The 22,359-nt window shown below is 63.3% G+C and carries 21 protein-coding genes; 8 read left to right on the top strand and 13 right to left on the bottom strand.

Annotated features, from left to right (window positions below):
- Positions 1 to 30: 30 nt before the first annotated feature.
- A complete protein-coding gene (locus tag ACVWVP_RS27845) occupies positions 31 to 204 on the top strand; it encodes a DUF1427 family protein (RefSeq protein ID WP_176996559.1) in 174 nt (57 codons plus the stop codon).
- Between the two features lie 31 nt (positions 205 to 235).
- On the top strand, positions 236 to 1,195 hold the full coding sequence (locus ACVWVP_RS27850) for a quinone oxidoreductase family protein (RefSeq protein ID WP_457409197.1): 960 nt from the start codon (positions 236 to 238) through the stop codon (positions 1,193 to 1,195).
- Between the two features lie 113 nt (positions 1,196 to 1,308).
- Here ACVWVP_RS27850 and ACVWVP_RS27855 read toward each other — a convergent pair whose 3' ends face one another.
- The 3 genes from ACVWVP_RS27855 to ACVWVP_RS27865 form a co-directional block, all read right to left on the bottom strand.
- Positions 1,309 to 2,337 (bottom strand): purine-nucleoside phosphorylase, encoded by a 1,029-nt coding sequence (locus tag ACVWVP_RS27855; protein WP_176996557.1) that lies wholly within the window; start codon positions 2,335 to 2,337, stop codon positions 1,309 to 1,311.
- Positions 2,338 to 2,351: 14 nt separating this feature from the next.
- Positions 2,352 to 3,314 (bottom strand): nucleoside-specific channel-forming protein Tsx, encoded by a 963-nt coding sequence (locus tag ACVWVP_RS27860; protein ID WP_178919731.1) that lies wholly within the window; start codon positions 3,312 to 3,314, stop codon positions 2,352 to 2,354.
- Positions 3,315 to 3,469: 155 nt separating this feature from the next.
- Positions 3,470 to 4,408: an AraC family transcriptional regulator gene (locus tag ACVWVP_RS27865; RefSeq protein WP_178919732.1), complete on the bottom strand. Its 939-nt coding sequence runs from the start codon at positions 4,406 to 4,408 to the stop codon at positions 3,470 to 3,472.
- 277 nt (positions 4,409 to 4,685) lie between these two features.
- Here ACVWVP_RS27865 and ACVWVP_RS27870 point away from each other — a divergent pair, with 277 nt between their 5' ends.
- Positions 4,686 to 5,945: an ABC transporter substrate-binding protein gene (locus tag ACVWVP_RS27870; RefSeq protein WP_457409222.1), complete on the top strand. Its 1,260-nt coding sequence runs from the start codon at positions 4,686 to 4,688 to the stop codon at positions 5,943 to 5,945.
- Positions 5,946 to 5,965: 20 nt separating this feature from the next.
- Positions 5,966 to 6,739 (top strand): L-iditol 2-dehydrogenase, encoded by a 774-nt coding sequence (locus ACVWVP_RS27875; protein WP_457409201.1) that lies wholly within the window; start codon positions 5,966 to 5,968, stop codon positions 6,737 to 6,739.
- 136 nt (positions 6,740 to 6,875) lie between these two features.
- Here ACVWVP_RS27875 and ACVWVP_RS27880 read toward each other — a convergent pair whose 3' ends face one another.
- A complete protein-coding gene (locus ACVWVP_RS27880; protein WP_178919735.1) occupies positions 6,876 to 7,568 on the bottom strand; it encodes an NUDIX hydrolase in 693 nt (230 codons plus the stop codon).
- Positions 7,569 to 7,715: 147 nt separating this feature from the next.
- Here ACVWVP_RS27880 and ACVWVP_RS27885 point away from each other — a divergent pair, with 147 nt between their 5' ends.
- Genes ACVWVP_RS27885 through nadE form a run of 3 tightly spaced genes read left to right on the top strand, consistent with a single transcriptional unit; the run spans position 7,716 to position 10,403 of the window.
- On the top strand, positions 7,716 to 8,363 hold the full coding sequence (locus tag ACVWVP_RS27885; protein WP_178919736.1) for a nicotinamidase: 648 nt from the start codon (positions 7,716 to 7,718) through the stop codon (positions 8,361 to 8,363).
- Between the two features lie 11 nt (positions 8,364 to 8,374).
- A complete protein-coding gene (gene pncB / locus ACVWVP_RS27890) occupies positions 8,375 to 9,592 on the top strand; it encodes a nicotinate phosphoribosyltransferase (protein ID WP_178919737.1) in 1,218 nt (405 codons plus the stop codon).
- Position 9,593: 1 nt separating this feature from the next.
- Complete coding sequence (gene nadE, locus ACVWVP_RS27895; RefSeq protein ID WP_457409203.1) at positions 9,594 to 10,403, top strand: ammonia-dependent NAD(+) synthetase; 810 nt, start codon at positions 9,594 to 9,596, stop codon at positions 10,401 to 10,403.
- A gap of 106 nt (positions 10,404 to 10,509) precedes the next feature.
- On the opposite strand, the gene ACVWVP_RS27900 is transcribed toward nadE, so the two are convergent.
- From ACVWVP_RS27900 to ACVWVP_RS27930, 7 genes are read right to left on the bottom strand one after another with little or no spacing between them, the layout of a single operon-like run.
- On the bottom strand, positions 10,510 to 11,541 hold the full coding sequence (locus tag ACVWVP_RS27900) for an ABC transporter substrate-binding protein (RefSeq protein WP_457409205.1): 1,032 nt from the start codon (positions 11,539 to 11,541) through the stop codon (positions 10,510 to 10,512).
- Between the two features lie 14 nt (positions 11,542 to 11,555).
- Complete coding sequence (locus tag ACVWVP_RS27905; protein WP_178919740.1) at positions 11,556 to 12,653, bottom strand: NAD(P)/FAD-dependent oxidoreductase; 1,098 nt, start codon at positions 12,651 to 12,653, stop codon at positions 11,556 to 11,558.
- Entirely contained in the window at positions 12,650 to 13,993 is a 1,344-nt protein-coding gene (locus tag ACVWVP_RS27910) for an FAD-dependent oxidoreductase (RefSeq protein ID WP_457409207.1), read from the bottom strand. Before ACVWVP_RS27910 ends, ACVWVP_RS27905 begins: the two co-directional genes overlap by 4 nt.
- On the bottom strand, positions 13,990 to 14,280 hold the full coding sequence (locus ACVWVP_RS27915; RefSeq protein ID WP_457409209.1) for a (2Fe-2S)-binding protein: 291 nt from the start codon (positions 14,278 to 14,280) through the stop codon (positions 13,990 to 13,992). The genes ACVWVP_RS27910 and ACVWVP_RS27915 overlap by 4 nt, the downstream gene beginning before the upstream one ends.
- On the bottom strand, positions 14,280 to 15,074 hold the full coding sequence (locus ACVWVP_RS27920; RefSeq protein ID WP_457409211.1) for an ABC transporter permease: 795 nt from the start codon (positions 15,072 to 15,074) through the stop codon (positions 14,280 to 14,282). Before ACVWVP_RS27920 ends, ACVWVP_RS27915 begins: the two co-directional genes overlap by 1 nt.
- 4 nt (positions 15,075 to 15,078) lie before the next feature.
- Positions 15,079 to 15,924: an ABC transporter permease gene (locus ACVWVP_RS27925; RefSeq protein WP_176996544.1), complete on the bottom strand. Its 846-nt coding sequence runs from the start codon at positions 15,922 to 15,924 to the stop codon at positions 15,079 to 15,081.
- Complete coding sequence (locus ACVWVP_RS27930) at positions 15,921 to 16,949, bottom strand: ABC transporter ATP-binding protein (RefSeq protein ID WP_178919744.1); 1,029 nt, start codon at positions 16,947 to 16,949, stop codon at positions 15,921 to 15,923. The genes ACVWVP_RS27925 and ACVWVP_RS27930 overlap by 4 nt, the downstream gene beginning before the upstream one ends.
- Before the next feature lie 243 nt (positions 16,950 to 17,192).
- Here ACVWVP_RS27930 and ACVWVP_RS27935 point away from each other — a divergent pair, with 243 nt between their 5' ends.
- Positions 17,193 to 18,023, top strand: coding sequence for an IclR family transcriptional regulator (locus ACVWVP_RS27935; protein WP_178919745.1), 831 nt, complete (start codon positions 17,193 to 17,195; stop codon positions 18,021 to 18,023).
- Positions 18,024 to 18,155: 132 nt separating this feature from the next.
- Here the strand turns inward: ACVWVP_RS27935 and ACVWVP_RS27940 are convergent, their stop codons facing one another.
- Together ACVWVP_RS27940 and ACVWVP_RS27945 are read right to left on the bottom strand one after the other, a co-directional pair.
- Complete coding sequence (locus ACVWVP_RS27940; RefSeq protein WP_178919746.1) at positions 18,156 to 18,821, bottom strand: response regulator; 666 nt, start codon at positions 18,819 to 18,821, stop codon at positions 18,156 to 18,158.
- Positions 18,796 to 22,179 carry an ATP-binding protein gene (locus ACVWVP_RS27945; protein ID WP_178919747.1) on the bottom strand — a complete coding sequence of 1,128 codons (3,384 nt, stop codon included), beginning with the start codon at positions 22,177 to 22,179 and terminating at the stop codon, positions 18,796 to 18,798. The genes ACVWVP_RS27940 and ACVWVP_RS27945 overlap by 26 nt, the downstream gene beginning before the upstream one ends.
- Positions 22,180 to 22,359: the final 180 nt, after the last annotated feature.

Genomic DNA, 22,359 nt, shown 5'->3' on the forward strand with positions numbered 1-22,359 from the left:
GAGCCCATCCACCCAACTGGCATGACCCCCATGAACTACCTGATTTCCCTCGCCATCGGCCTATTGGTCGGCGTGATCTACGGTGCCCTGGATTTCCGTTCGCCCGCGCCACCCGCCATCGCCCTGGTGGGCCTGATGGGCATGCTGCTGGGCGAAAAGCTCTGGCCCGTGGGCCGGCAGCTGGTCAGCGGTTGGTTGTCCTGAATTCCTTCCCTCCTTTCGATGGATATTGGCCATGAAAGCACTGCAATTTTCCGCCACCGGCGACCTTTCTTCCCTGCGCTTTGTCGACGTCGCCACCCCGGTGCCCGCTGCCGGTGAGGTACTGGTGCAGGTCAAGGCGGCCGGCCTGAACCCCAGCGATGTGAAAAACGTACTTGGCCGCTTCCCTTACACCACGCTGCCGCGCATTCCCGGGCGTGACTTTGCTGGCGTTGTGGTGGACGGCCCGCAAGCACTGATCGGCCAGGAAGTCTGGGGCACTGGCCGCGACCTCGGTTTTTTTGCCGACGGTTCCCACGCCCAATACCTCGCGGTGGCCGCCGAAGGCGTGGCGCATAAACCGACCCACCTGAGCTTTGCCCAGGCCGCCAGCCTTGGCGTGCCGTACACCACCGCCTGGGATGCCCTGGCGCGCAGTGGTGTCACCCAAGGCACGCGGTTGCTGGTGATCGGCGCGAACGGGGCGGTGGGCAGCGCAGCGTTGGCGCTGGCCAAGATCCTCGGTGCCGAAGTGCTGGGCGCAGTGCGCAAGGCGGATCAGGTCCAGGTGCTGAAGGCGCAAGGCTTTGACGCGATCACCCTGGGTGAGCCGGACGCGTTGGGCGCGCAGGTGAGTGCAGTGTTCAAGGGCGGCGCCGATGTGATCTTCGACACCACCGGTTTCTGGCTGCCGGCGGCGGTCGCTGGCTTGGCGCCGTTCGGGCGTATCGCAATCATCGCCGCGCCGGTCGACGGTCACGTGCAATTGCCGGCGCTGGCCCTGTACCGCAAGGGTGGTTCGGTGGTGGGGATCAATTCATTGCTCTACAACTGCCAGCAGTGCGCAGTGATGCTGGAGCAGTTCGGCGGCTTCTTTGACGAGGGCTTGCTGCCCCTGCCGAGCGGCCTGCGCGAAGTGGCGCTGGCCGACGGTTTGCAGTGCTATGAGGACGTGAAAAGCGGCAGTGCGGACAAGATCATCTTCCTGCCTTGATACAGTCAATACGGTGGGAGCGGGCTTGCTCGCGAATGCGCAGTGCCAGTCACTGAATCTGTTACTGATAGACCGCATTCGCGAGCAAGCCCGCTCCCACAGTTTGATCTTCACTAGGCCTCGGGGACGCCTTTTTCCCAGGCCGACCAGTTCTTCAGAATCGCCTGCACCAGCGGGTTGCCTGTGCGGTACAGGTTCTCCAGCGCCGGTACAAAGCCGCCCTGGTCTGCGTATTTCAGCAGGTTGTCCACTTCGCTGTAGCCAGGGTACGGCCGGTCGAAGTCGGAGCCGGCGCGCACCACCGCCAGGCGCTGGATATCCACCAAACCTTCACGGCTGGCACGCAGCAGGGCTTCATAGGTGGAGTTGTCTTCCTGCTGGGTGGTGCAGTATTCGCCCTTGTTGTCCGTCAGCAGCTTGGTCCAGACTTCGGCGCGCTCGCTCAGGCGTGTGCCGGAGAACCAGGTATTACCTGCCAGGGTGTCGCAGCGGGTGACCTGTGGCGGCTGGTTGGCCGGTGCCGCCGGGTAGTGCTTGCGCCAGGCGCTGGATTCCTTGCTTTCGGTCAGTTCGACTTTCTGCGACAGGGCAAATGCCTTGGCCTGCAACTTGGGGTTGAGCTCAAACACTTCGGTCTTGTAGTCCAAAGGTGGTTTTTCGTTGGGCCCCTTGGTGTTGATGCCGATGTAGCCGGTCGGCCAGTCCTTTGGCGCGTCCCGAGAATCCAGCTCCCACTGGGTGCCGAATTCCACCAGGTAATGGGCCCACGCGGCTGTGCCGATAGTGCCGTGTTTAGGGCTGATACCCGCGATCCCGGCGATCAAGAAATAACTCTGGCGCAGGTCGAACTTGGGCGACAAGGCCAGCGCCAGGGTGGATGCGGCGGCATTGGTCTGGCCCATACCGGTCACCAGCAGGCACACGTCCTGGGTGTTGCAGCGAATCACCGGGTATTCGGCGGACAAGCCCGGCACACGGACTTCCCGCTTGAGTTCCAGGCGATCGATCCAGGTTTGCGCCTCGGGGGCGAACATGGTGATCAGCATCACTTTGGGCTTGATCGGCGCCGGCGTATCGGCCAACACCGCAGGGGCCAGCAGGGCCAGGCCCACGGCAATCGAGAGACGGGTAAACACGTTCATGTAAAGCTCCTTGATCAGAATTGGTAACCCACGCCGGCGTAGTAACCCCAGCCGTCGGAACGGGCGCGGAAGTTGCCCTCGCCGAAATTCAACTCGCTGCCATCCTCCCAATTGCCGCCGTTATGGAAGTAACGGCCGACCAGGGTAAAACGCAGGTGGGTGAACGAGTACAGCAGCACGTTGGTGGCCACCACGGAGTTGGCGGTACGCGCCGGATTGTCCTTGTGCAGGTCCGAGCCAAAATCGTAGTTAGTGAAGCCGATGTAGGTCAGCGAGGCGCCGTTGTCGAAGCTGCTGATGGGCACGATGTACTTCATCTGCGCGCGGTAGCCATCCCACGAATACTCGTTGCTGGCGCCATAGTTTTCCCACTGGTAACGGCCATAGAAGTTCGCCGACAGGTTGACCCTCGAGTGGGTGTCGATGTCGGTGCCCAGGCCGCTGTACAAGGTGTTGGCGCGGTTGGCCTTGTTGCTGCCGTGGTCGTAGATCCAGTCGAACGCCACATACCATTCCTTGAACGGCCCGATCGCCAGGCTGCGGCCCGCCAGGTAGTCGATGGAGATGCGCGGCTCGTGTTCCATGAACACCGGCGAGCCATGGTCCCACACGCCTTTGTCATTACTGTTACCGATGCCGAGGATCTTCGGCACATCGATGTAGCCGTACAACTCGAACGGCCCCTTGCGGCCGAAGTACTCGTATTCCAGGTAGACATCATCCTGGGGCTTGGGGCCGAAGCTGATGTCCTTGCTGCCGATCAATGTGAGGTCCTGGTTGAACCATTCCGACAGATAGACGCCTTTTTTCGCCGGGCTGGCTTCAGGGTTTTTCGTGTCGGGGCTCAGGGTTTCGCCCTGTGCTGAGTCATCGATGGGTGTTTGCTGCGCCAAAAGGGGGGCGCTGAGTACTCCCGTAACGGCGGCCAGTAGCAAAGAAACACCAAGGGAAGCAGGACGCCTTGAGGTGGGGTGCATTGAAAATCCCTATTCGTACGCGGTTTGAACCCGATTCTTCGGGTAAAGGTGAACCTGGTTGCCAAGTTCGTTCCGCAAACGTTTGCACAGGCTGTACCAACTTCTCTCAATCGGTTGATCAGCTTGAAAAAAATGGGGATTAGTCGACCTTTTGATCAGAAATGACTGGGTGTCATTTTTTCGATGCGATTGAACAGGTGCATCGCGGTTTCGCGCCGGTATTCGCTCGGCGTCTGGTTCATCTCGATGCGAAAGTGCCGGTTGAAATTGGACAGGTTGGCGTAGCCCACTTCAAAGCAGATGTCCGCCACCGACATATCGCTTTGCAGCAACAGCCGGCAGGCGCGTTGCACGCGGAACTTGCGCATCAGGTCGATAAAGCCGTGGCCGGTGTTGCGCTTGAAGAAGCGCGAAAACCCCGGTTCGCTCATCTCCAACTGTTGGGCGATGACCGACAGGCGCAAGTCGCCGGTGAGTTCACGCATCAGGTAATCAAAGGCTTTGTTGATCCGCTCGGCGCTGCGCGCGTCCAGGGTCGGCGCGTAGCAGGGGCTGGCGAGTGCCTGGACGTGCTGCGCGGGGGCGTTCTTCAGGGTGTTCAGCAATTGCAGGAACAGGATCAGCCGTTGCAGGCCGTGGGCCTTGCCGATGGCTTCCATCAACTGCGCCGCCTGTACGGCGGTGTCGCCGCTGAATTCCAGGCCGCGCCGGGCGGTTTCGAACAATTGCTGCAAATCGCCGAGTTCCGGCAGGGTCTTGCGCAGGGCGAGGAGGGCGGCGCCGTCGAATTGCAGCACCACGTCGCGGCCGGTCAGGTACTCGCCGGGAGCCAGGTCGCCGATCCAGTCATGGGGCAGGTCCGGGCCGATCAACGCCACATGCCCGGCACTGAAGGCGCCGATGTAGTCGCCGGCCACCAGCTTGCCGCTGCCTTGGCGGATCAGGTGGATTTCGAATTCGGGGTGATGGTTCCAGCGCGCCAGATCAAAGGGGTAGTCGTGTTCGAACCAGCGGAAACAGTGGTCCGGCTCGGGCAGGATCACTTCGAGTTCGGCAGGGCGGTGCTCGAACAGCTGGGCGCGGCTGACAGGCATGATGCGGCCTCTGGGTGGGCGTGGACTCGCTTCAACATACGCGCCCCGCACGGGTAAGCGCTACCCTCGGTTTCGCCCGGCACTGATACTTTTTTGATCCGTGCCGCGAAGTTAAAAAAGTATCAGTCGGGCATTCGCCATTCGTTTGTGAGGGGGTGGGCAAGCTGCTGTAATCAGGCCTCGACAACAAAAACAACAGGTGGAAACCGCCATGTTCCAGATCTGCAAAGGCAAGCTGCCGCAAGCGTTGTTCCTGCTTTCCGGCCTGGCGCTGGCCATGCCCAGCCACGCCGCCGACACCGTGACCATCGCCACGGTCAACAACAGCGATATGATCCGCATGCAGCGCCTGTCTAAGGTGTTCGAAGAACAGCACCCGGACATCAAGCTCAACTGGGTGGTGCTGGAAGAAAACGTGCTGCGCCAACGCCTCACCACCGACATCGCCACCCAGGGCGGGCAGTTCGACGTGCTGACCATCGGCACCTACGAAACCCCGCTATGGGGCGCCAAGCACTGGCTGGAACCGCTGACGCAACTGCCGGCCGCGTACGACGCTGATGATATTTTCCCTTCGGTACGCCAGGGCCTGTCGGTCAATAGCACCCTGTATGCCTTGCCGTTCTATGGCGAAAGCACCGTCACCTATTACCGCACCGACCTGTTCAAGCAGGCCGGCCTGAGCATGCCCGCGCACCCGACCTGGACCCAGCTCGGCGAATTCGCCGCCAAGCTCACGGCAAAAGACAAAGACCAATACGGCATGTGCCTGCGGGGCAAGGCCGGCTGGGGTGAGAACATCGCCTTGCTCAGCACCATGGCCAACGCCTTTGGCGCGCGCTGGTTCGACGAGCAGTGGAAGCCCGAGCTGACCAGCCCCGAGTGGACGGCCGCCGCCAACTATTACGTCAACACCCTGAAAAAATACGGCCCGCCTGGCGTCTCCAGCAACGGCTTCAACGAAACCCTGGCGCTGTTCAACAGCGGCAAATGCGCGATCTGGGTCGATGCCAGCGTCGCCGGCTCCTTCACCACCGACAAGAGCCAGAGCAAGGTCGCCGACAGCGTTGGTTTCGCCGCCGCGCCCACCGAGGTTACCGACAAGGGCTCGTCCTGGCTGTACGCCTGGTCCCTGGCCATTCCAGCCACCTCCAAGCACAAGGAGGCGGCCAAGGCGTTCATTACCTGGGCAACATCGAAGGACTACATCCAACTGGTCGCCGATAAAGAAGGCATCACCAACGTACCGCCAGGCACCCGCCAGTCCACCTACAGCGACGCGTACTTGAAGGCCGCGCCGTTTGCTCAGGTAACCCTGGAAATGATGAAGCACGCCGACCCTGCACACCCGTCGGCCAAGCCGGTGCCGTACGTGGGCATTCAATACGTGACCATCCCTGAATTCCAGGCGATCGGCACGTCGGTGGGCAAGCTGTTTTCGGCGGCGCTCACCGGTGGCATGTCGGTTGACCAGGCGTTGCTCGAAGCCCAGTCCACCACCGAACGCGAGATGAAACGCGCCGGCTACCCCAAATAATTCCCAAGGACACGAACGTCATGAAACGACTGGAAGGTAAAAGCGCGTTGATCACCGGGTCGGCGCGCGGCATCGGCCGCGCCTTTGCCCAGGCCTATATCGCTGAAGGCGCCACCGTTGCCATCGCCGATATCAACCTGCAACGGGCCCAGGCCACCGCCACTGAACTGGGCCCCAAGGCGTATGCCGTCGCGATGGATGTGACCGACCAAGCCTCCATCGACGGCGCAATTGCCGCCGTGGTGGCCCACGCGGGCAAGCTGGATATCCTGATCAACAATGCCGCGCTGTTCGACCTGGCGCCCATCGTCGACATCACCCGCGACAGCTATGAGCGGCTGTTTTCGATCAACGTTGCCGGCACGTTGTTCACCCTGCAGGCGGCCGCGCGGCAGATGATCAGCCAGGGCCACGGCGGCAAGATCATCAACATGGCCAGCCAGGCCGGGCGCCGGGGCGAACCGTTGGTGGCGATCTACTGCGCGACCAAGGCGGCGGTGATCAGCCTCACGCAATCGGCGGGGCTCAACCTCATCAAGCAGGGCATCAACGTCAACGCCATCGCTCCCGGCGTGGTCGACGGCGAACATTGGGACGGGGTGGATGCACTGTTCGCCAAGCATGAAGGCCTGGCGCCTGGCGAGAAGAAGAAACGGGTAGGGGCCGAGGTGCCGTTCGGGCGCATGGGCACGGCAGAGGACTTGACCGGCATGGCGATCTTCCTCGCCTCGAAGGACGCCGACTACGTGGTCGCCCAGACCTACAACGTCGATGGCGGCAATTGGATGAACTAATACCGTACGTCGATCAAAAATGTGGGAGCGGGCTTGCTCGCGAATGCGTAGTGTCAGTCGCTGAATCTGGGACTGTTACACCGCATTCGCGAGCAAGCCCGCTCCCACAGGTGATCTTCGGTGTTTTTAAATCGCGTTACTCGGCGAAACTGCGATCGAAGAAGTAGATCTCACCCGGTTTCAGCGCCGCCACCGTCGCCTGCGGCCGGCCACCGTCACCGTGCTTTTTACGCCCCGTCTCCCGCAAATACCCCGCCTCGGTCAGCTTCAACAACCGCTGGCGAATACTGGTCTTCAACACCGGCCGCGCCAGCACCAACGAAAAGATCGCGGTCGCCTCCGGTGCACTGAACTCCTCACCCAGAAACATCAGCGGCAAGCTGCTGTACAGCGATTTGGACAGCAGCCGCTCCTGCACGGCCGCCACGATCAGGTTGTGATCGAATGGCAGCTTGAGGCTGCCATCCGCCACGTCATCCAGGGAAAACCAGGCTTGGTGCTCTCCCAGCGCCACCTCGTCGGCGACGATTGCCAGGTAATAGGTCGACGATGACCAGCAGCGTGGGTCGCGAAACGCATCCCCCACCGTGCCCACTTGCTCGCTCCAGGCCAGTTCCAGGCCGACCTTGTCACTGGCGCGCAACCGTTCCACCGCATCCTTGAGGCTCAGATCTTGCACGTCGCCATTGACCACCACGCCTGGCAGCGCCCAATGCCCGGCGAAGGGTTCGGCGTCGCGCTTGTTGAGCAGCAGTTTCAGCTCGCCCGTGGCGCGGCAGTAGAACAGCACGCACAGGTCGACGGTGTGGAGGTAGGCGTGAAGGGGCATCGGGCAGTCCTTGTGAGCAGTGGCGGGGCACAGTCTAACGGATCGAGCAGATATGTCATGTACTCGCTCCAGCATAGATAACCAAATGTTTCTTGCAATGAAAGTACATGACGTGTACTTTTGTTTCCAGGCCACAGGAGAACCATCATGACCCTTGCGAAAACTGCCATTGCCTCATTCGACGTCGACGCCCAGAAGAGCTTCACGCCCCTGTGCCCCAACGAGTTGCCGGTGGCCGGCGGTGACCAGATTGGTGCCGAACTCAACTACATGGCCAGCCTGGCCGGCCACCGCGTCGGCAGCAAGGACGCCCACACCCCACACGCGCCTTGGGTGGTGTCGCAACACAGCGACATGCTGCAAGCCACTGGCCTGGCCCACGCCGACGTGACCTGGGTGAGCCACTGCGTACCGGGCACCGAGGGTTTCACCTTGCTCGACGAGCTGCCCACGCCCTATGAGTACGACTACTTCATCTGGAAAGGCGTCGAACCCGACCTGCACCCCTATGGCGCCTGCTACCACGACCTGCACGACAAACTCTCCACTGGCGTCATCGAGTACCTCAACGCCAAAGGCGTGAGTCGGGTGATCGTCGGCGGCCTGGCCCTGGACTACTGCGTCAAGACCACCGCGTTGCAACTGCTCAAGGCGGGCTTCGAGGTGATCCTGCACCTGCCGGCCTGCCGGGGTATCAGCGAGGAGGGCGGTGTGCAGGCCGTCAACGATTTGCTCAAGGCCGGTGCCGTCATCAGCAGCACCCGCGAAGAACTGGCCGCGATGGCCACGCGTTAAGGAGACACACCATGGAAAGTGCCTACGACTACGAAGCCCCGGTGATCCAGGGTTTGCTCGACACCGACTACTACACCTTCACCATGATGCAGGCCGTGTTGCACCAGCACCCGAACGTCGATGTCGAGTACAACTTCATCGTCCGTTCCAAGGAAAAGCTCGGCCACCTGATCCCAGAACTGCGCGCCGAGCTGGAGAGGATGGCCGGCCTGCACATGCGCGAAGGCGAGCTGCGTTTTCTGTTCAACCCACGTTTTCGCGAATACCTCACCCCGGACTACGAGCGTTTCCTCGGCCTGTTCCGCTTCAACCTGCGTTACATCCACGTCAGTGAAGTCGACGGCCAACTCAACATCCGCGTGGTCGGACCGATGCTGCACTGCATCATGTTCGAGCAGCCGGTGCTGGCCCTGGTGAGCGAGCTGCGCAACCGCGACAAGTACCCCGACGTGACCCTGGAAGACGTCACCCGCAAGCTCTACCAGAAGTTCGACTGGCTGCAGAAAAACCTCAGCCGCGACGAGTTGGCCGACCTGCGTGTTTCCGATTTCTCCACACGCCGGCGCTTGTCGTTCAAGGCCCAACGTGAAGTGGTCGACATCATGCGCCGTGACTTCCCCGGCCAATTCGTCGGCACCAGCAACGCGCACCTGGCCTATGAGTTCGACCTGCCGCTGATCGGCACCATGGCCCACCAATGGCTGATGGTGCACCAGCAACTGGGGCGCTTGCGCGAAAGTCAGAACGCCGCGCTGGAAAACTGGGTGCGTGAATACCGTGGCCGCCTGGGCATTGCCCTGACCGACTGCATCAGCACCGACTTTTTCCTCAAGGACTTCGACCTGTACTTCGCCAAGCTGTATGACGGCCTGCGCCAAGACTCCGGCGACCCCATCGCCTGGGCCGATAAGGTATTGGCCCGCTACAAGCAGCTGGGCATCGACCCGATGACCAAGGACCTGATGTTTTCCGACGGCCTGAACTTCGAAAAATGCCTGCCGATCCTGCGTCACGTGCGCGGCAAGGCCAAGTTCGGCTTCGGCATGGGCACCAGCCTGGCCTGCGATGTGGAAGGCGTGGAACCGTTGAGCATCGTGATGAAACTGGTGCGGGTGCACGGCGAGCCGGTGGTGAAGTTCTCGGATGACCCGGTCAAGAACGTCTGCGAAGACGCCTCGTTTTTGCAGTACGCAGCACAGGTGTTCAATGTGGGCAATGTGGAGGTGTGACATGCAAGACCGTATCGCACAGGAACTGAACATCAATCGGCAGTTGGTCAAAGGCGGTGAAGCCAAGGAAATTCAACGGCGCATCGACTTCATTAAGGCCACCTTGCGCAGTTCGGGCGGCAAGGCCCTGGTGCTGGGTATCAGCGGCGGCGTCGATTCCCTCACCGCTGGCCGCCTGTGCCAACTGGCCGCCGAGCAATTGCGCAGCGAAGGGTATGCCGCGCACTTCATCGCCATGCGCCTGCCCTACAAGACCCAGGCCGACGAGCGCGACGCCCAGGCTTCCCTGGGTTTCATCACCCCGGACCAGGTCGATACCCTGAACATCGCCGCCAGTGTCGACGGCCTGATGGCCAGTCTCACCGCCAGCGAAGCCAGCGCGGCCCATGTCGACTTCATCAAAGGCAACGTCAAGGCCCGTGCGCGGATGATCGCCCAGTACGCCGTGGCCAACCTGCACAACGGCCTGGTGGTCGGCACCGACCACGGCGCCGAAGCCTTGATGGGGTTCTTCACCAAATTCGGTGACGGTGCTTGTGACCTGGCGCCACTGTCGGGCCTGACCAAGACCCAGGTGCGCCTGCTGGCCACGGCCCTGGGGGCGCCGGACAACCTGGTGCACAAACACCCCACCGCCGACCTGGAAGAGCTGGTGCCGGGCAAGCTGGATGAACATGCCTATGGTTGCTCGTATGCCGAGATCGACGCGTACCTCATGGGCGAACCGGTGAGCGAGCGGGTACGCCACATCGTGGAGCAAGCCTACCTGAAGACCGCCCACAAACGCGCGCTACCCATCACCCCCCTGTAGGCGCCGGCTTGCCGGCGATAATCGCAACGGCGCCGCGTTTCTCCAGAATGCCCGCGTTATCGTTAACGAGCATCGCAGGCAAGCCAGCTCCCACAGGGGCGTGTGATTAGCGTTCGATCGAGCGGCTCCATCGCGCATTCCATTCCGGCCGCGCCAGGTTCACTTTGTCCCAGTCGATCGAAATCGCCGTCTGCAAGTAACCCTGCATCGCTTCCACCCGCGCGCGGGTTTTGTCGGTGGTCGGCGTGGTCGGGTTCGACGGGATCTGGTCGCCTTCCTCCAGCGCCGGCGCCTGGGCTTCGGCGGTCAGCAGGAAGGCGGCGAGTTTCTGCGCCAGTTCCGGCTGGTCGTTGCGCGCAATCACGCATTCGGCCACGTTCAGCACCACCGCGCCTTCCTTGGGTTGCGCATATTCCATCGGCACACCCAACAGTTGCTGAGTGGTGACCTGGGTCGGCGTCAGCGGGAAGATCGCCGCCTCGTCGGTTTGCACCATTTCGGAGATCTTCGCCGAGCTGGCGATGTATTCCAGCACATTCGGCCCGATGGTTTTTGGCCAGGCCTTGAAGCCCGGCTCCACGTTCGTTTCGTCGCCGCCCTGGATACGGTTGAACATCAGGAAACCGTGCAAGCCGAAGGTGGACGACGCCAGGGACTGGAACACCACCTTGTCCTTGAAGCGCGGGTCGGCCAGGTCCATCCACGAGGTCGGCGCTGCCCAGCCTTTTTCCTTGAACATCTTCGCGTTGTAGCCAAGGCCCGTCACGCCGAGGGTCACGGCCACGGCCTCTTCCTTGATCTTCGCTTTGGCCGGGATCTGGTCGAGAGTCGGGTTCGGCGTGAGCTTGTCGCACAGGCCCATGGAGATGGCGCGGTACATGATGCCGTCGTCAAGGAACATCACATGCATCTGCGGGTTTTCTTTGTTGGCCTGGACCTTGGCGAGGATGTCCGACGAGGTGCCGGGCACGATCACCACCTTGACGTTGTTGGCCTTTTCGAATGCGGGCAGCACCTTGTCGGCGTACACCCGTTCCATGGTGCCGCCGTTCATGCCCAGGTACAGCGTGGGCGCGGCATGGGCGGTAGAGGCGAGCAGGGCGAGGGACAAGCAGGACAGCGCAATACGTGGGTTCATGGATGTTTTTCCTCTCAGGCTTGGAAACGACGGATGGAAAACGCTTCGATGGGTTGCCGGCTGGCCCCGGTGCAGACGATCTCTGCCAGGGCTTCACCGACGGCGGGGCCGAGCTGGAACCCGGCGCCGGCAAAGCCGAAACCGTGGAGCAGGCCGGGTTGGGTGCTGCTGGGGCCGATCACCGGTTCATGATCGGGGAGGTAACCTTCGGTGCCGCTCCAGGTGCGGATCGCCTGGGCACCTTTGAGAAACGGGTACAGCTCGCCGGCATTGCGCAAAATCTCCAGCACCGCCGCTTGCCCCGGTCGGGCCTGCTGCGGGCCGAGGGCAAAGCCACGACCGCCGCCGAGGATGCAATTGCCCCGGGCGACCTGCCGCGCATAAATGCCGCCGCCTTCCACGCCGGTGCTCACGTCCATCACCACCGGCAACGGCTCGGTCACCAGCATGGCCGGGTGCGCCGAGGTGATCGGCACCGGCTCGCCAAACTGTTCGGCCACGGTGCCCGCCCAGGCGCCGGCGCAATTCAACAGCCACGGCGCTTGCAACTGCAGGCCATTGGCGCACCTCACCTGGAACTGGCGGCCGTCGTGTTCGATGCGGACCACTTCGGCCTGCTCGTACACCGTGGCGCCGCAGCGTTGCGCCGCACGGGCGAAGGCCGGCGACACCAGGCGCGGGTTGGCGTGGCCGTCTTCCGGGCACAACGACGCGCCCACGGCGATATCGCCCACCCACGGGAAACGTGCGCGCAGCTCGGTGTAGTCGAGCAGCTGCAAGCCCAGGCCAAAGCCCCGGGTTTGCTCGGCGTAGGCCTGCAAGGCGGCGAAATCGGCATGGCTGCGCGCCAGCTTCAAATGCCCGGAGCGCACGTATTCGCCGTCGATGCCGATCAGCCCCGGCAAGTCTGCCCACAGTTCATGGGCGCGTTGCGACAACGGCAGCTGATGCAACGGCCGCCCTTGACGCCGCACGCCGCCATAGTTGACGCCGCTGGAGTGGGAGCCGCAAAAGTCTCGCTCCACCAGCGCGACACGTTGGCCTTTTTGCGCCAGGGTCAAGGCCGCCGAGGCGCCGACGATCCCGCCGCCCAGTACGATCACGTCGATCATGGCTGCACCTCCACGCCAAACGGCAGGGGCTTGATCGGTGCCTGGCCACGCAACCGGCCGACCTCCTCAATGCCCCGGCCACTGCGTTCGGCCACGATCTCTGCTGCCGCCAAGCCGCACATGCGCCCTTGGCAGCGGCCCATGCCGACGCGGCAGTGAGCCTTGACCCGGTTGATCTCCCAATGGCCTTCATCCACCACCGCGCGCACGTCGCCGACACTGACTTCTTCGCAGCGGCACAGGATCAACGCGTCCGGCGCCTGCGCCGCCCACTGTTCGGGGAAGGGGAAGGCGGTTTCCAGGCCATGGCGAAAGCGCTGGATACCGGCCAGTTGTTGTTCGAGCACGGCGGTGCGGCGCTGATTAATTGCGATACCCGAATCTTCCAGCACCGCCAATGCCGCTCGCTCGCCCGCCATCTGTGCGGCATCGGCGCCCATGATTCCTGCGCCGTCGCCCGCCAGATACACCCCATTAACGCTGCTGCGTCCCGCGCTGTCGCGTTGCGGCAACCAAGCGCGGTTCAGGGCATTCCAGGTGAATTCACAACCGAGCAAATCCGCCAGTTGCGTCTCGCTGCGCAGGGCATGGGCGAAGGCCACCGCATCGCATTCCAGGGTGCGCGAACCCCAGCGAATCCCAGTGACCCGTTGCTCACCGTCGATCTGCGCAAGCGTCGCGCCCTGGTGCACCGGAATACCGTGGGCGCTGAGCCATGCGCGGTAATACATGCCCTTGGCCAAGGTTGCCGGTTGCCTGAGCAGCGCAGGCAAGGCACGGCACTGCGCGCTGAACGGCGCACAGTCGAGCACCGCCACCACCTGGGCGCCGGCCTTGGCGTATTGGTAAGCCACCAGATACAGCAACGGCCCGCTGCCACAAAACGCCACGCGCTCGCCGATGGCGCAGCCCTGGTACTTCAGGGCGATCTGCGCCGCGCCCAGGCTGTACACGCCGGGCAGGGTCCAGCCCGGCACCGGCAGGATGCGGTCGGTGGCACCCGTTGCGACGATGAGCTGCGCATACTCAATGCTTTCGGCATGGCCGTTATTGAGCAGGTCCAGGCGGCCATCCTCGGCATTCCACACCAGGGTTTCCGGGCGGTAGTCGATCAAGGGCGCCAGTTCGTCCATCGTGCGGTGCACAGCCTCGGCCTTGCCCGCTTCAAAGCCGTAGAGTTGCTTGGCCGAGCGCTGGAAATTCGCCGGTTGGCGACGATAGATCTGCCCGCCGCCACGCACGCTTTCATCCACCAGGCACGCTTTGATGCCATGGTCGAGCAAGGTGCGTGCCGCGCTGATGCCGGCCGGGCCTGCGCCCACAATTACCACCGGCTTCATGGCTGGCGCCCCGGGTCGCGGCTGATCGCCTGGCCGGCTTCCAGCAGGGTCGAGCACGCACGCACGCGCCGGCCATCGGCAAGCCGTACCCAGCAATCCTGGCAGGCGCCCATCAGGCAGAAACCGGCGCGCCGTTCGGCACTGAAATCGCTGCCGCGCAGGTGCTCGGCGCAGGTCAGCACGGCGGTGAGTACGGTGTCACCGAGCAGGCCGGTCGCCGGTTGTCCGTCAAGGGTAAAGGCCAGGGCAGGGCGCCCGGTCTCGGCCAAGCGTTTGAACAAAGCCATCAGTGTTTCCCCACCAGCACGCGGTCGAGGCCGTAGACCCGGTCCAGCAGGATCATGGTGGCGGCGGTCAGCGCAATCACCAGCGCGGAAACGGCGGCCATCATCGGGTCGATGGACTCGGTGGCGTACACGTACATGCGCACCGGCAGGGTTTGCGTGGCCGGCGAGCTGACAAAGATCGACAGCGTCACCTCATCGAAACTGTTGATGAACGCCAGCAACCAGCCGCCTGCCACACCCGGCAGGATCATCGGCAGGGTGATCTGGCGAAACAGCGTAAAGCGGCTGGCCCCGAGGGATTCGGCGGCCTGCTCGGCACTGCGATCAATGCCGATGGCCGCCGCAAGCACCAGGCGCAGCACGTAAGGGGTGATGATCACCACGTGGGCCAGCATCAACCAGGTGAAGCTGCCATTGACGCCCATCAGGGCGAACAGGCGCAGCATCGCCACGCCCAGCACCAGGTGCGGGATGATGATCGGCGACAGGAACAGGGCGCTGAAAAAATTGCGCCCTGGGAACTGATAACGGCTGATGGCCAAGGCGGCCGGCACGGCAATCAACGTTGCCAGGCTGGCGGCGGTAAAGGCCAGGATCAGACTGTTATAGAACGCCTGGATAAAGTCGGCGCGTTCGAACACCGCCCGGAACCAGCGCAGGGAGAAACCCGACGTGGGCAGGCTCAAGGTGTTTTCCGGGGTGAAGGCCACCAGGCACACCACCACCAGTGGCGTCATCATGAACAGCACCACCAGGCCGTGGAAGCCGAGGGCCAAAGGACCGTTTCTGGACATGCGCTTAAACCCCCAGGGACTTTTTGTAGCGGCGTTCGACCATGCGGTTCCAGCTCAGCATGATCAGCAGGTTGACCAACAGCAGCACCACCGCGATGGTCGCGCCCATGGGCCAGTTGAGTTCCGAGAGGTACTGGTCGTACACCACCGTGGCGACCATCTTCAGGCGACGCCCGCCGAGCAGGCCGGGGATCGCGAACGAACTGGCGGCCAGGCCGAACACGATCAAGGTGCCGGACAGCACACCGGGCATCACCTGCGGCAGCACGATCTTGCGCATCACCGTGGCCTGGCTCGCACCGAGGGACAACGCCGCCTGTTCGGCCGACGGGTCGAGCTTCTGCAAGGAGGTCCACACCGGGATGATCATGAACGGCAGCATCACGTGCACCAGTGCGATCACCACCGCGAAGGGCGTGTACAGCAGTTTCATCGGGCGCCCGCCCAGGGCCTGGATCACTTGGTTGACCAACCCGTCGGCGCCGAGCAACAGGCTCCAGCCGAAGGCCCGCACCACCACCGAGATCAACAGCGGCGTGAGGATCAGGATCAGGAAAATCGAACGCCATGGGGTGCCCATGCGGCTGAGGATGTAGGCCTCGGGCACGCCGATCACCACGCACAACAGGGTCACCAGCGCGCTGATCCAGAACGTGCGCCAGAAGATTTCGTAGAAGTACGCATCGCTGAACAGCGACAGGTAATGGGCCAGGGTCCATTCATCCGCCTTCACCCCCACTTGGTAGTCGAACACGTTGAACGACAGCACCAGGGTCATCAGCAGCGGCAACACCAGCAGCCCGGTGAACAGCGCCAGGGCCGGCAGCGACAACAGGTAGCCCCGGCTCATGCGCGCACCTCATCGGCGGCCAGCACGCGCAGCAGCTCTGCCTGCCAGTCCAGGCCTACGAGGGCGCCGCAGCCCAGCGGCGCGCTGCCGTCGTTGCTGCGCACCACGGTGATTTCGCCCAGCAGGGTGTGGATGCGGTACAGCCACTGGCTGCCGAAGAAGTAGCGGTCGAGGACCTTGCCCTGCAGGCGACCGTGACCTGGGTCCACCAGCTGGATTTTTTCCGGGCGCAGGCTGAGGGTCAGCTCGCCGTGGCCGCTTTCATGACGCACTTGCGGCACGCCCAGTTGGTCGAAGTCGCCGGGCAGCAGGTTGGCCTTGCCGACGAAGTCCGAAATGAACCGCGTGCGCGGGTGTTCGTACAGCTTGTAGGGCGCATCCACCTGGGTCACGCGTCCAGCCTGCATGACCACCACGCGGTCGCTGATGGACAGCGCCTCGGCCTGGTCATGGGTGACCATCAGGGTGGTGATGCCCACGGCGCACTGGATGCGGCGGATTTCAAATTGCATCTCTTCGCGCAGGTTGGCGTCGAGGTTGGACAGCGGTTCATCGAGCAGCAGCACCGGCGGCTCGATCACCAGGGCACGGGCCAGGGCCACGCGCTGGCGTTGGCCACCGGACAATTCCCGTGGGTAGCGTTCGGCGTGGGGCGCCAGGCGCACCAGTTCCAGCACGGTCTTGACCTTGGCGGCGATCTCGGCGGCGGGCACTTTGCGCATCTTCAGGCCGAAGGCGACGTTGTCGCGCACGCTCATGTGGGGGAACAGCGCGTAGCTCTGGAACACCACCCCCAGGCCACGGCTGGCGGGCTTGGCGTGTGTGATGTCGCGGCCGTCGAGCAGGATCTGCCCGCCGCTCACGTCAACGAAGCCGGCGATCATTTGCAGGGTGGTGGTCTTGCCGCAGCCCGACGGGCCGAGCAGGGACACGAACTCGCCTTTTTCCACCGCAAGGTCGGTGGCGACCACCGCATCGACGGCGCCGTAGCGTTTGCTCAAGGCGTTGAGTTGGAGAAATGCCATGGTTGCGTTCCACCTTTTTTAAGTCGCGTCGACACGCGCTTTGTTGTTTTGGGCAGATGCGAAAAGAGTGTTGCGGGTGCGGTGGCGCTCGATCTTTAGTCGGCTGCCGGTTGTTGTTCATTTCGCCCCTGATGGACGCAGATTAGGACGAAGACTAGGATGGGCGAAAGATAGAATTTCACTGAACGGACTACTATTTTCACTTTTATTCACTCACCGGAATTTACTAAGAGATCTGTTGTTATGGATTCCAATGAACGAAACGAAAACGCCAAGGAAGTCGGTGTCGGTGGGGTGTCCCGGCTGTTCGCGCTGTTGCGTACCTTGGGTGAAGTACCGGAGGGCGGCGAGCGCGTGACGCAATTGGCGCAGCAAGTCGGCTTGTCCCAACCGACTACCCACCGCCTGCTGCGCAGCCTGATGGACGAAGGCATGGTCGAGCAGGACGCGCGCAGCAAGCGCTATCGCCTGAGCCTGGAGTTCTTCGCCCTGGCGGCCAATGCGGGCAAGACCGGCAACCTGCGTGACCTGGTGCGGCCGAGCATGTTGCGCCTCAGCGCATCGCTGGGGGACTCGCTGTTCCTGCTGGCGCGTTCGGGGTTTGACGCGATCTGCCTGGACCGCAGCGAAGGCCCGTACCCGATCCGCACCTTCACCGGCGATATCGGCGGGCGCGTGGCGTTGGGCGTGGGGCAGGGCAGCCTGGCGATCCTGGCGTTTTTGCCGGAGGAAGAGCGCGAAACGGTGATCCGCTACAACCTGCCACGGCTCAAGGACTTCCATCTGTATGACGAAGTGTTGTTGCGTTCGGAGGTAGAGAACGTGCGCACCCTGGGTTATGCGGCGCGCAATACCGGCGTGCTGGAAGGCATGGCGGGGTTGGCGGTACCGATCCTCAACCGCGATGGCCACGCGGTGGCGGCCTTGAGTGTGGCGACCATCAGCGACCGGCTGGGGCCGAGCCGGTTGCCGATGGTGGTGGAGTTGCTCAAGCGCGAAGCGGCGGCAATCGGGCCAAGAATCAACCCTTTCGATCCCACACTGCGCCGGCCCTCACAAACCTTTGGCGGATAACGATTTCAGCCACGATGAGGATCAAAATGTGGGAGCGGGCTTGCTCGCGAATGCGGTGGGTCAGCCAAGGATATGTCAACGGATACGCCGTATTCGCGAGCAAGCCCGCTCCCACACAAGCCCCACACCCATTCAGATTGCAGCCAACGCGACTGACGTCGCTGCGGTGCGGGTCTCCACGCCGAGCTTCACATACACATGCTCCAGGTGCTTGTTCACCGTCCTCGGGCTCAACCCCAAAATGTCGCCGATATCCCGATTGGTCTTGCCACACGCCACCCAGCGCAGCACCTCGACTTCCCGTTCCGTCAGGGCAAACCGCGCCGACAACAAGCGGTGCGCCGGCTCATCCTCCAGCGTCAGCACACTCGGCTGCTGTGCCTCCCGCGCCGACAGCAAAATGCGCGAGGTGCGCAAATGCGCCGCCACCCGTGCCAGTACCTCGTCGGTCTGGATCGGCTTGGTCACGTAGTCGCTGCCACCTACCTCGAACCCCTGCACCACATGCTTGCTGTCGGTCAGCCCGGTCATGAACACCACCGGGATATCCGCGCTGGCCGGTTGGGCCTTGAGCCGGCGACAGGTTTCGAAACCGTCCAGGCCCGGCATCATCGCGTCGAGCAGGATCAGGTCCGGGCGGCGGCGCTGTACGCGGTTCAACGCGCTGAGGCCGTCGAGGGCCACCAGCACCATGTAGCCGGCATCGTCGAGAGCGTCGGACAGCATCGCCAGGTTGTCCGGCGTGTCATCGACGATCAGCACCACGCCAGGTTCAGTGCTGCGGGTGAGTGCATTCATCTACGGCCTCCTTGAGGGTTCGGTTGAGTTCATCCAGGCGAAAGCCCTTGAGCAAACCGCGCACTTTGCTGATGAAAGGCGCGGCGTCGGGGGTTTGTACGAGGATCGTGTCGAGTCGTTCGTGCAGGCCGCGCACATAGCCGATGGCGCTGAGTTCAGCGAGGGCGGCGAGGTCTTCGGGGCAGGGCAATACGCTGGGCGGCGAAGGTGGCACGCGGCTTTGGGTGCGCCGCAACCACTCCAGGCCCAGGTGCGTTTGCAGGCGCCCGAGCAGTTCCGGGGTGCGCACCGGCTTGGCCAGGTAGTCGTTGCAGGCGGCCGCGAGGCTGCGCTCGCGGTCGTCGGTAAAGGCATTGGCCGAGATCACGATGATCGGCGCGGTCGACAGCGCGTTGCGCCGGATCAGGCGGCTGGTCTCATAGCCGTCCAGCGTCGGCATCGACAGGTCCATCAGGATCAGGTCAGGGGCCAACAGCGCCACCTGGCGGATCGCGTCCTGGCCGTTGCTGGCCTGGATCACTTCAAACCCCAGGGGCGTGAGCATGCCGCTGAGCACTTTGCGATGGTCCACGTGGTCATCCACCACCAGGATGCGCCGGCGTGAACCGAGATAGCCGATGATGTCGTGCTCCACATGCACCACCGCCTGCGGCGCGCGTACCTGGGACAGGAACAGCCGCACCTGGAAGCACGTGCCCTTGTCCCGTTCGCTGGTGACGCGCAACTCGCCGCCCATCAACGCGGTGAGCATGCGCGTGATGGTCAGCCCCAGGCCCACGCCCTTGTCCTGGCGCATCAGGTCGCCGCGCTCGAACGGCTGGAAAATCCGCTCCAGCTGCTCCGGGTCTATGCCGATGCCGGTGTCGATGATTTCAAAATTGGCGGTCTCGCGCCTGTAGCTCACCCGCAGGCACACCTCGCCGCTGTCGGTGAAGTTCACCGCATTGCCGAGCAGGTTGATCAGGATCTGCCGCACGCGCTTCTCATCGCCGCGCACCACCGCCGGGATATTGCCCGCGCAATCCAGACGAAAGCGCAGGCCCTTGTCCTGGGCCTGGGGCGTGAACATCTGTTCCAGGTCGTGAAGCAGTTCCGGGAAGGGAATTTCGGTGAGTTCCAGGCGCAACTTGCCCGCCTCGATCTTGGCCACATCCAACAGCCCGTCGATCAGCGACACCAGGTGCGAGCCGCTGCGCAGGATGGTCGCCAGGGCGTCCTGATGCTGCTCGGGCATGGCGCTGTCGCGCTGCAGGATCTGGGTGAAACCGAGGATGCTGTTCAGCGGCGTGCGCAGTTCGTGGGACAGCCCGGTGACATAGCGGCTTTTGGCGGCATTCGCCGCTTCCGAAGCTTCCTTGGCCTGTTGCAGGGCCTGGTCGGTGAGGCTGTGGGCGTCGATTTCCTGCATCAGCAGCAGGGTCTGGCGGTCGGACTCCTGCTGGGCTACGCCACGGCTTTCACGGGTGAGCACCACCCACCAGGCGAGCACGGCGGCCAACACCGACAGGGTCAGGAAGGCCTTGAAGAACGCCTGATACAAGGTTTCCGAGTGGGGCAGCCCCTGGGCAGCCTGCACGTAGATCAGGGCCAGGGCGCCAGCGAGCATCAACACCAGCGCCAACAGCAACCCAAGGTAATGGGCCAACCGCGTGTGCAGGCGCGGCATCATCGTATTCGGCAGCAGCCAGCGCAGCACGCCTTCGAACTGGGTCACCAGCCTTGCGTGAGGCTTGCAGCGGTCGCCGCAACGCGCATCCAGCGAGCAGCACAACGAACAGATTGGCGTGCTGTAGGCCGGGCAGAACGCCATGTCGGCGGTTTCGAATGGGTTGCTGCACAGCCCGCACACCGCGTGGGTGGCCGGCGCCACCGGGTGAATCAACTGCACATCGCTGGTGCGGGCGATGTAGTACTTGCCCCCGGTCAGCCAGGCCAACAGCGGCGCCATCACCAGCGCCGTGCCCAGCGCGACAAAGGGTGGCGCCGCCTGGGCCAGGGCACCGAACAGGCCGAAGTGGGCGAGGATCGACAGCAACGACGCGATCAGCATCGAACCGACGCCTACCGGGTTGATGTCGTAGAGGTGCGCGCGCTTGAACTCGATATGCTTGGGCGACAGGCCCAGGGGCTTGTTGATCACCAGGTCCGCCACCAGCGTGCCGATCCAGGCAATCGCGACATTGGCGTAGAGCCCCAGCACCTGGTCGATCACATCGAACACGCCCAACTCCATCAGCATCAGCGCGATGGCCACGTTGAACACCAGCCACACCACGCGGCCGGGGTGGCTGTGGGTGACGCGGGCGAAGAAGTTGGACCAGGCCAGGGAGCCGGCGTAGGCGTTGGTCAGGTTGATCTTCATCTGCGAGATGAACACGAACAGCACCATGGCGCCGAGGGCCCATTCCGGCGAGCTGAACACATAGCGGAAGGCGACCAGGTACATCTGGGTCGGCTCGGCGGCGCGTTCCATGGGGATTTCGTGTTGCAGGGCGAGAAAAGCCAGGAACGCCCCGGCGAACATCTTCAACGCGCCCGGGATGATCCAGCCGGGGCCGGCGCAGAGCAGGGCGGCCCACCAGCGCTTACGGTTGGCGGCGGTTTTTTCCGGCAGGAAGCGCAGGTAGTCCACCTGTTCGCCGATCTGCGTCACCAGGGAGAGCGCCACGGTGCATGCGGCGCAGAACGCCAGCAGGTTGAACCCGCCCCCTTCGCCGCTGCGCCCGACAAAGCTGGTCCAGTCGCTGAAGGCGTCGGGGTTTTTCCACCAAACAAAGCCGTAGGGCAGCACCAGCAACAACAGCCAGAGGGGCTGCGTCCACAGTTGCAGGCGGCTGATCAGGGTCACGCCGTAGGCCACCAAGGGGATCACCAGCAATGAACAGATCACATAGGCAATCGCCAGCGGGATGTGGAAATACAGCTCCAGCGCCAGCGCCATGATCGCCGCTTCGAGGGCGAAGAACAGGAAGGTAAAGCTGGCGTAGATCAGCGAGGTGATGGTGGAACCGATGTAGCCGAAACCGGCGCCACGGGTGAGCAGGTCCATGTCCACGCCGTAGCGCGCGGCGTAATAACTGATGGGCAGGCCAGTGAGGAAAATCACCAGGCTGATGGCCAGGATCGCCCAGAAGGTGTTGGTGAACCCATAGCTCAAGGCCAAGACGCCGCCGATGGCCTCCAGCGCCAGGAACGACACTGCGCCCAAGGCGGTGTTAGCGATGCGCAGCTCCGACCATTTGCGAAAGGACTTGGGGGTGTAGCGCAGGGCGTAGTCTTCCATGGTCTCGTCGGCGACCCAGGTGTTGTAGTCGCGGCGGATCTTGACGATGCGCTGGGTGCCGGGAGGGGGATGCACGGTGGGGGACTCCGCAAAGAAGGCTAAATCGAATGAGCAAGTTCCATGCCCCGACGAACACTGAGGTCCAAATGTGGGAGCGGGGGGGGGGGGGGGGGGGGGGGGGGGGGGGGGGGGGGGGGGGGGGGGGGGGGGGGGGGGGGGGGGGGGGCCGCCCCCCACCCCACAAGAAAAGTTGGG

The organism is Pseudomonas sp. TE24901, assembly GCF_054058375.1.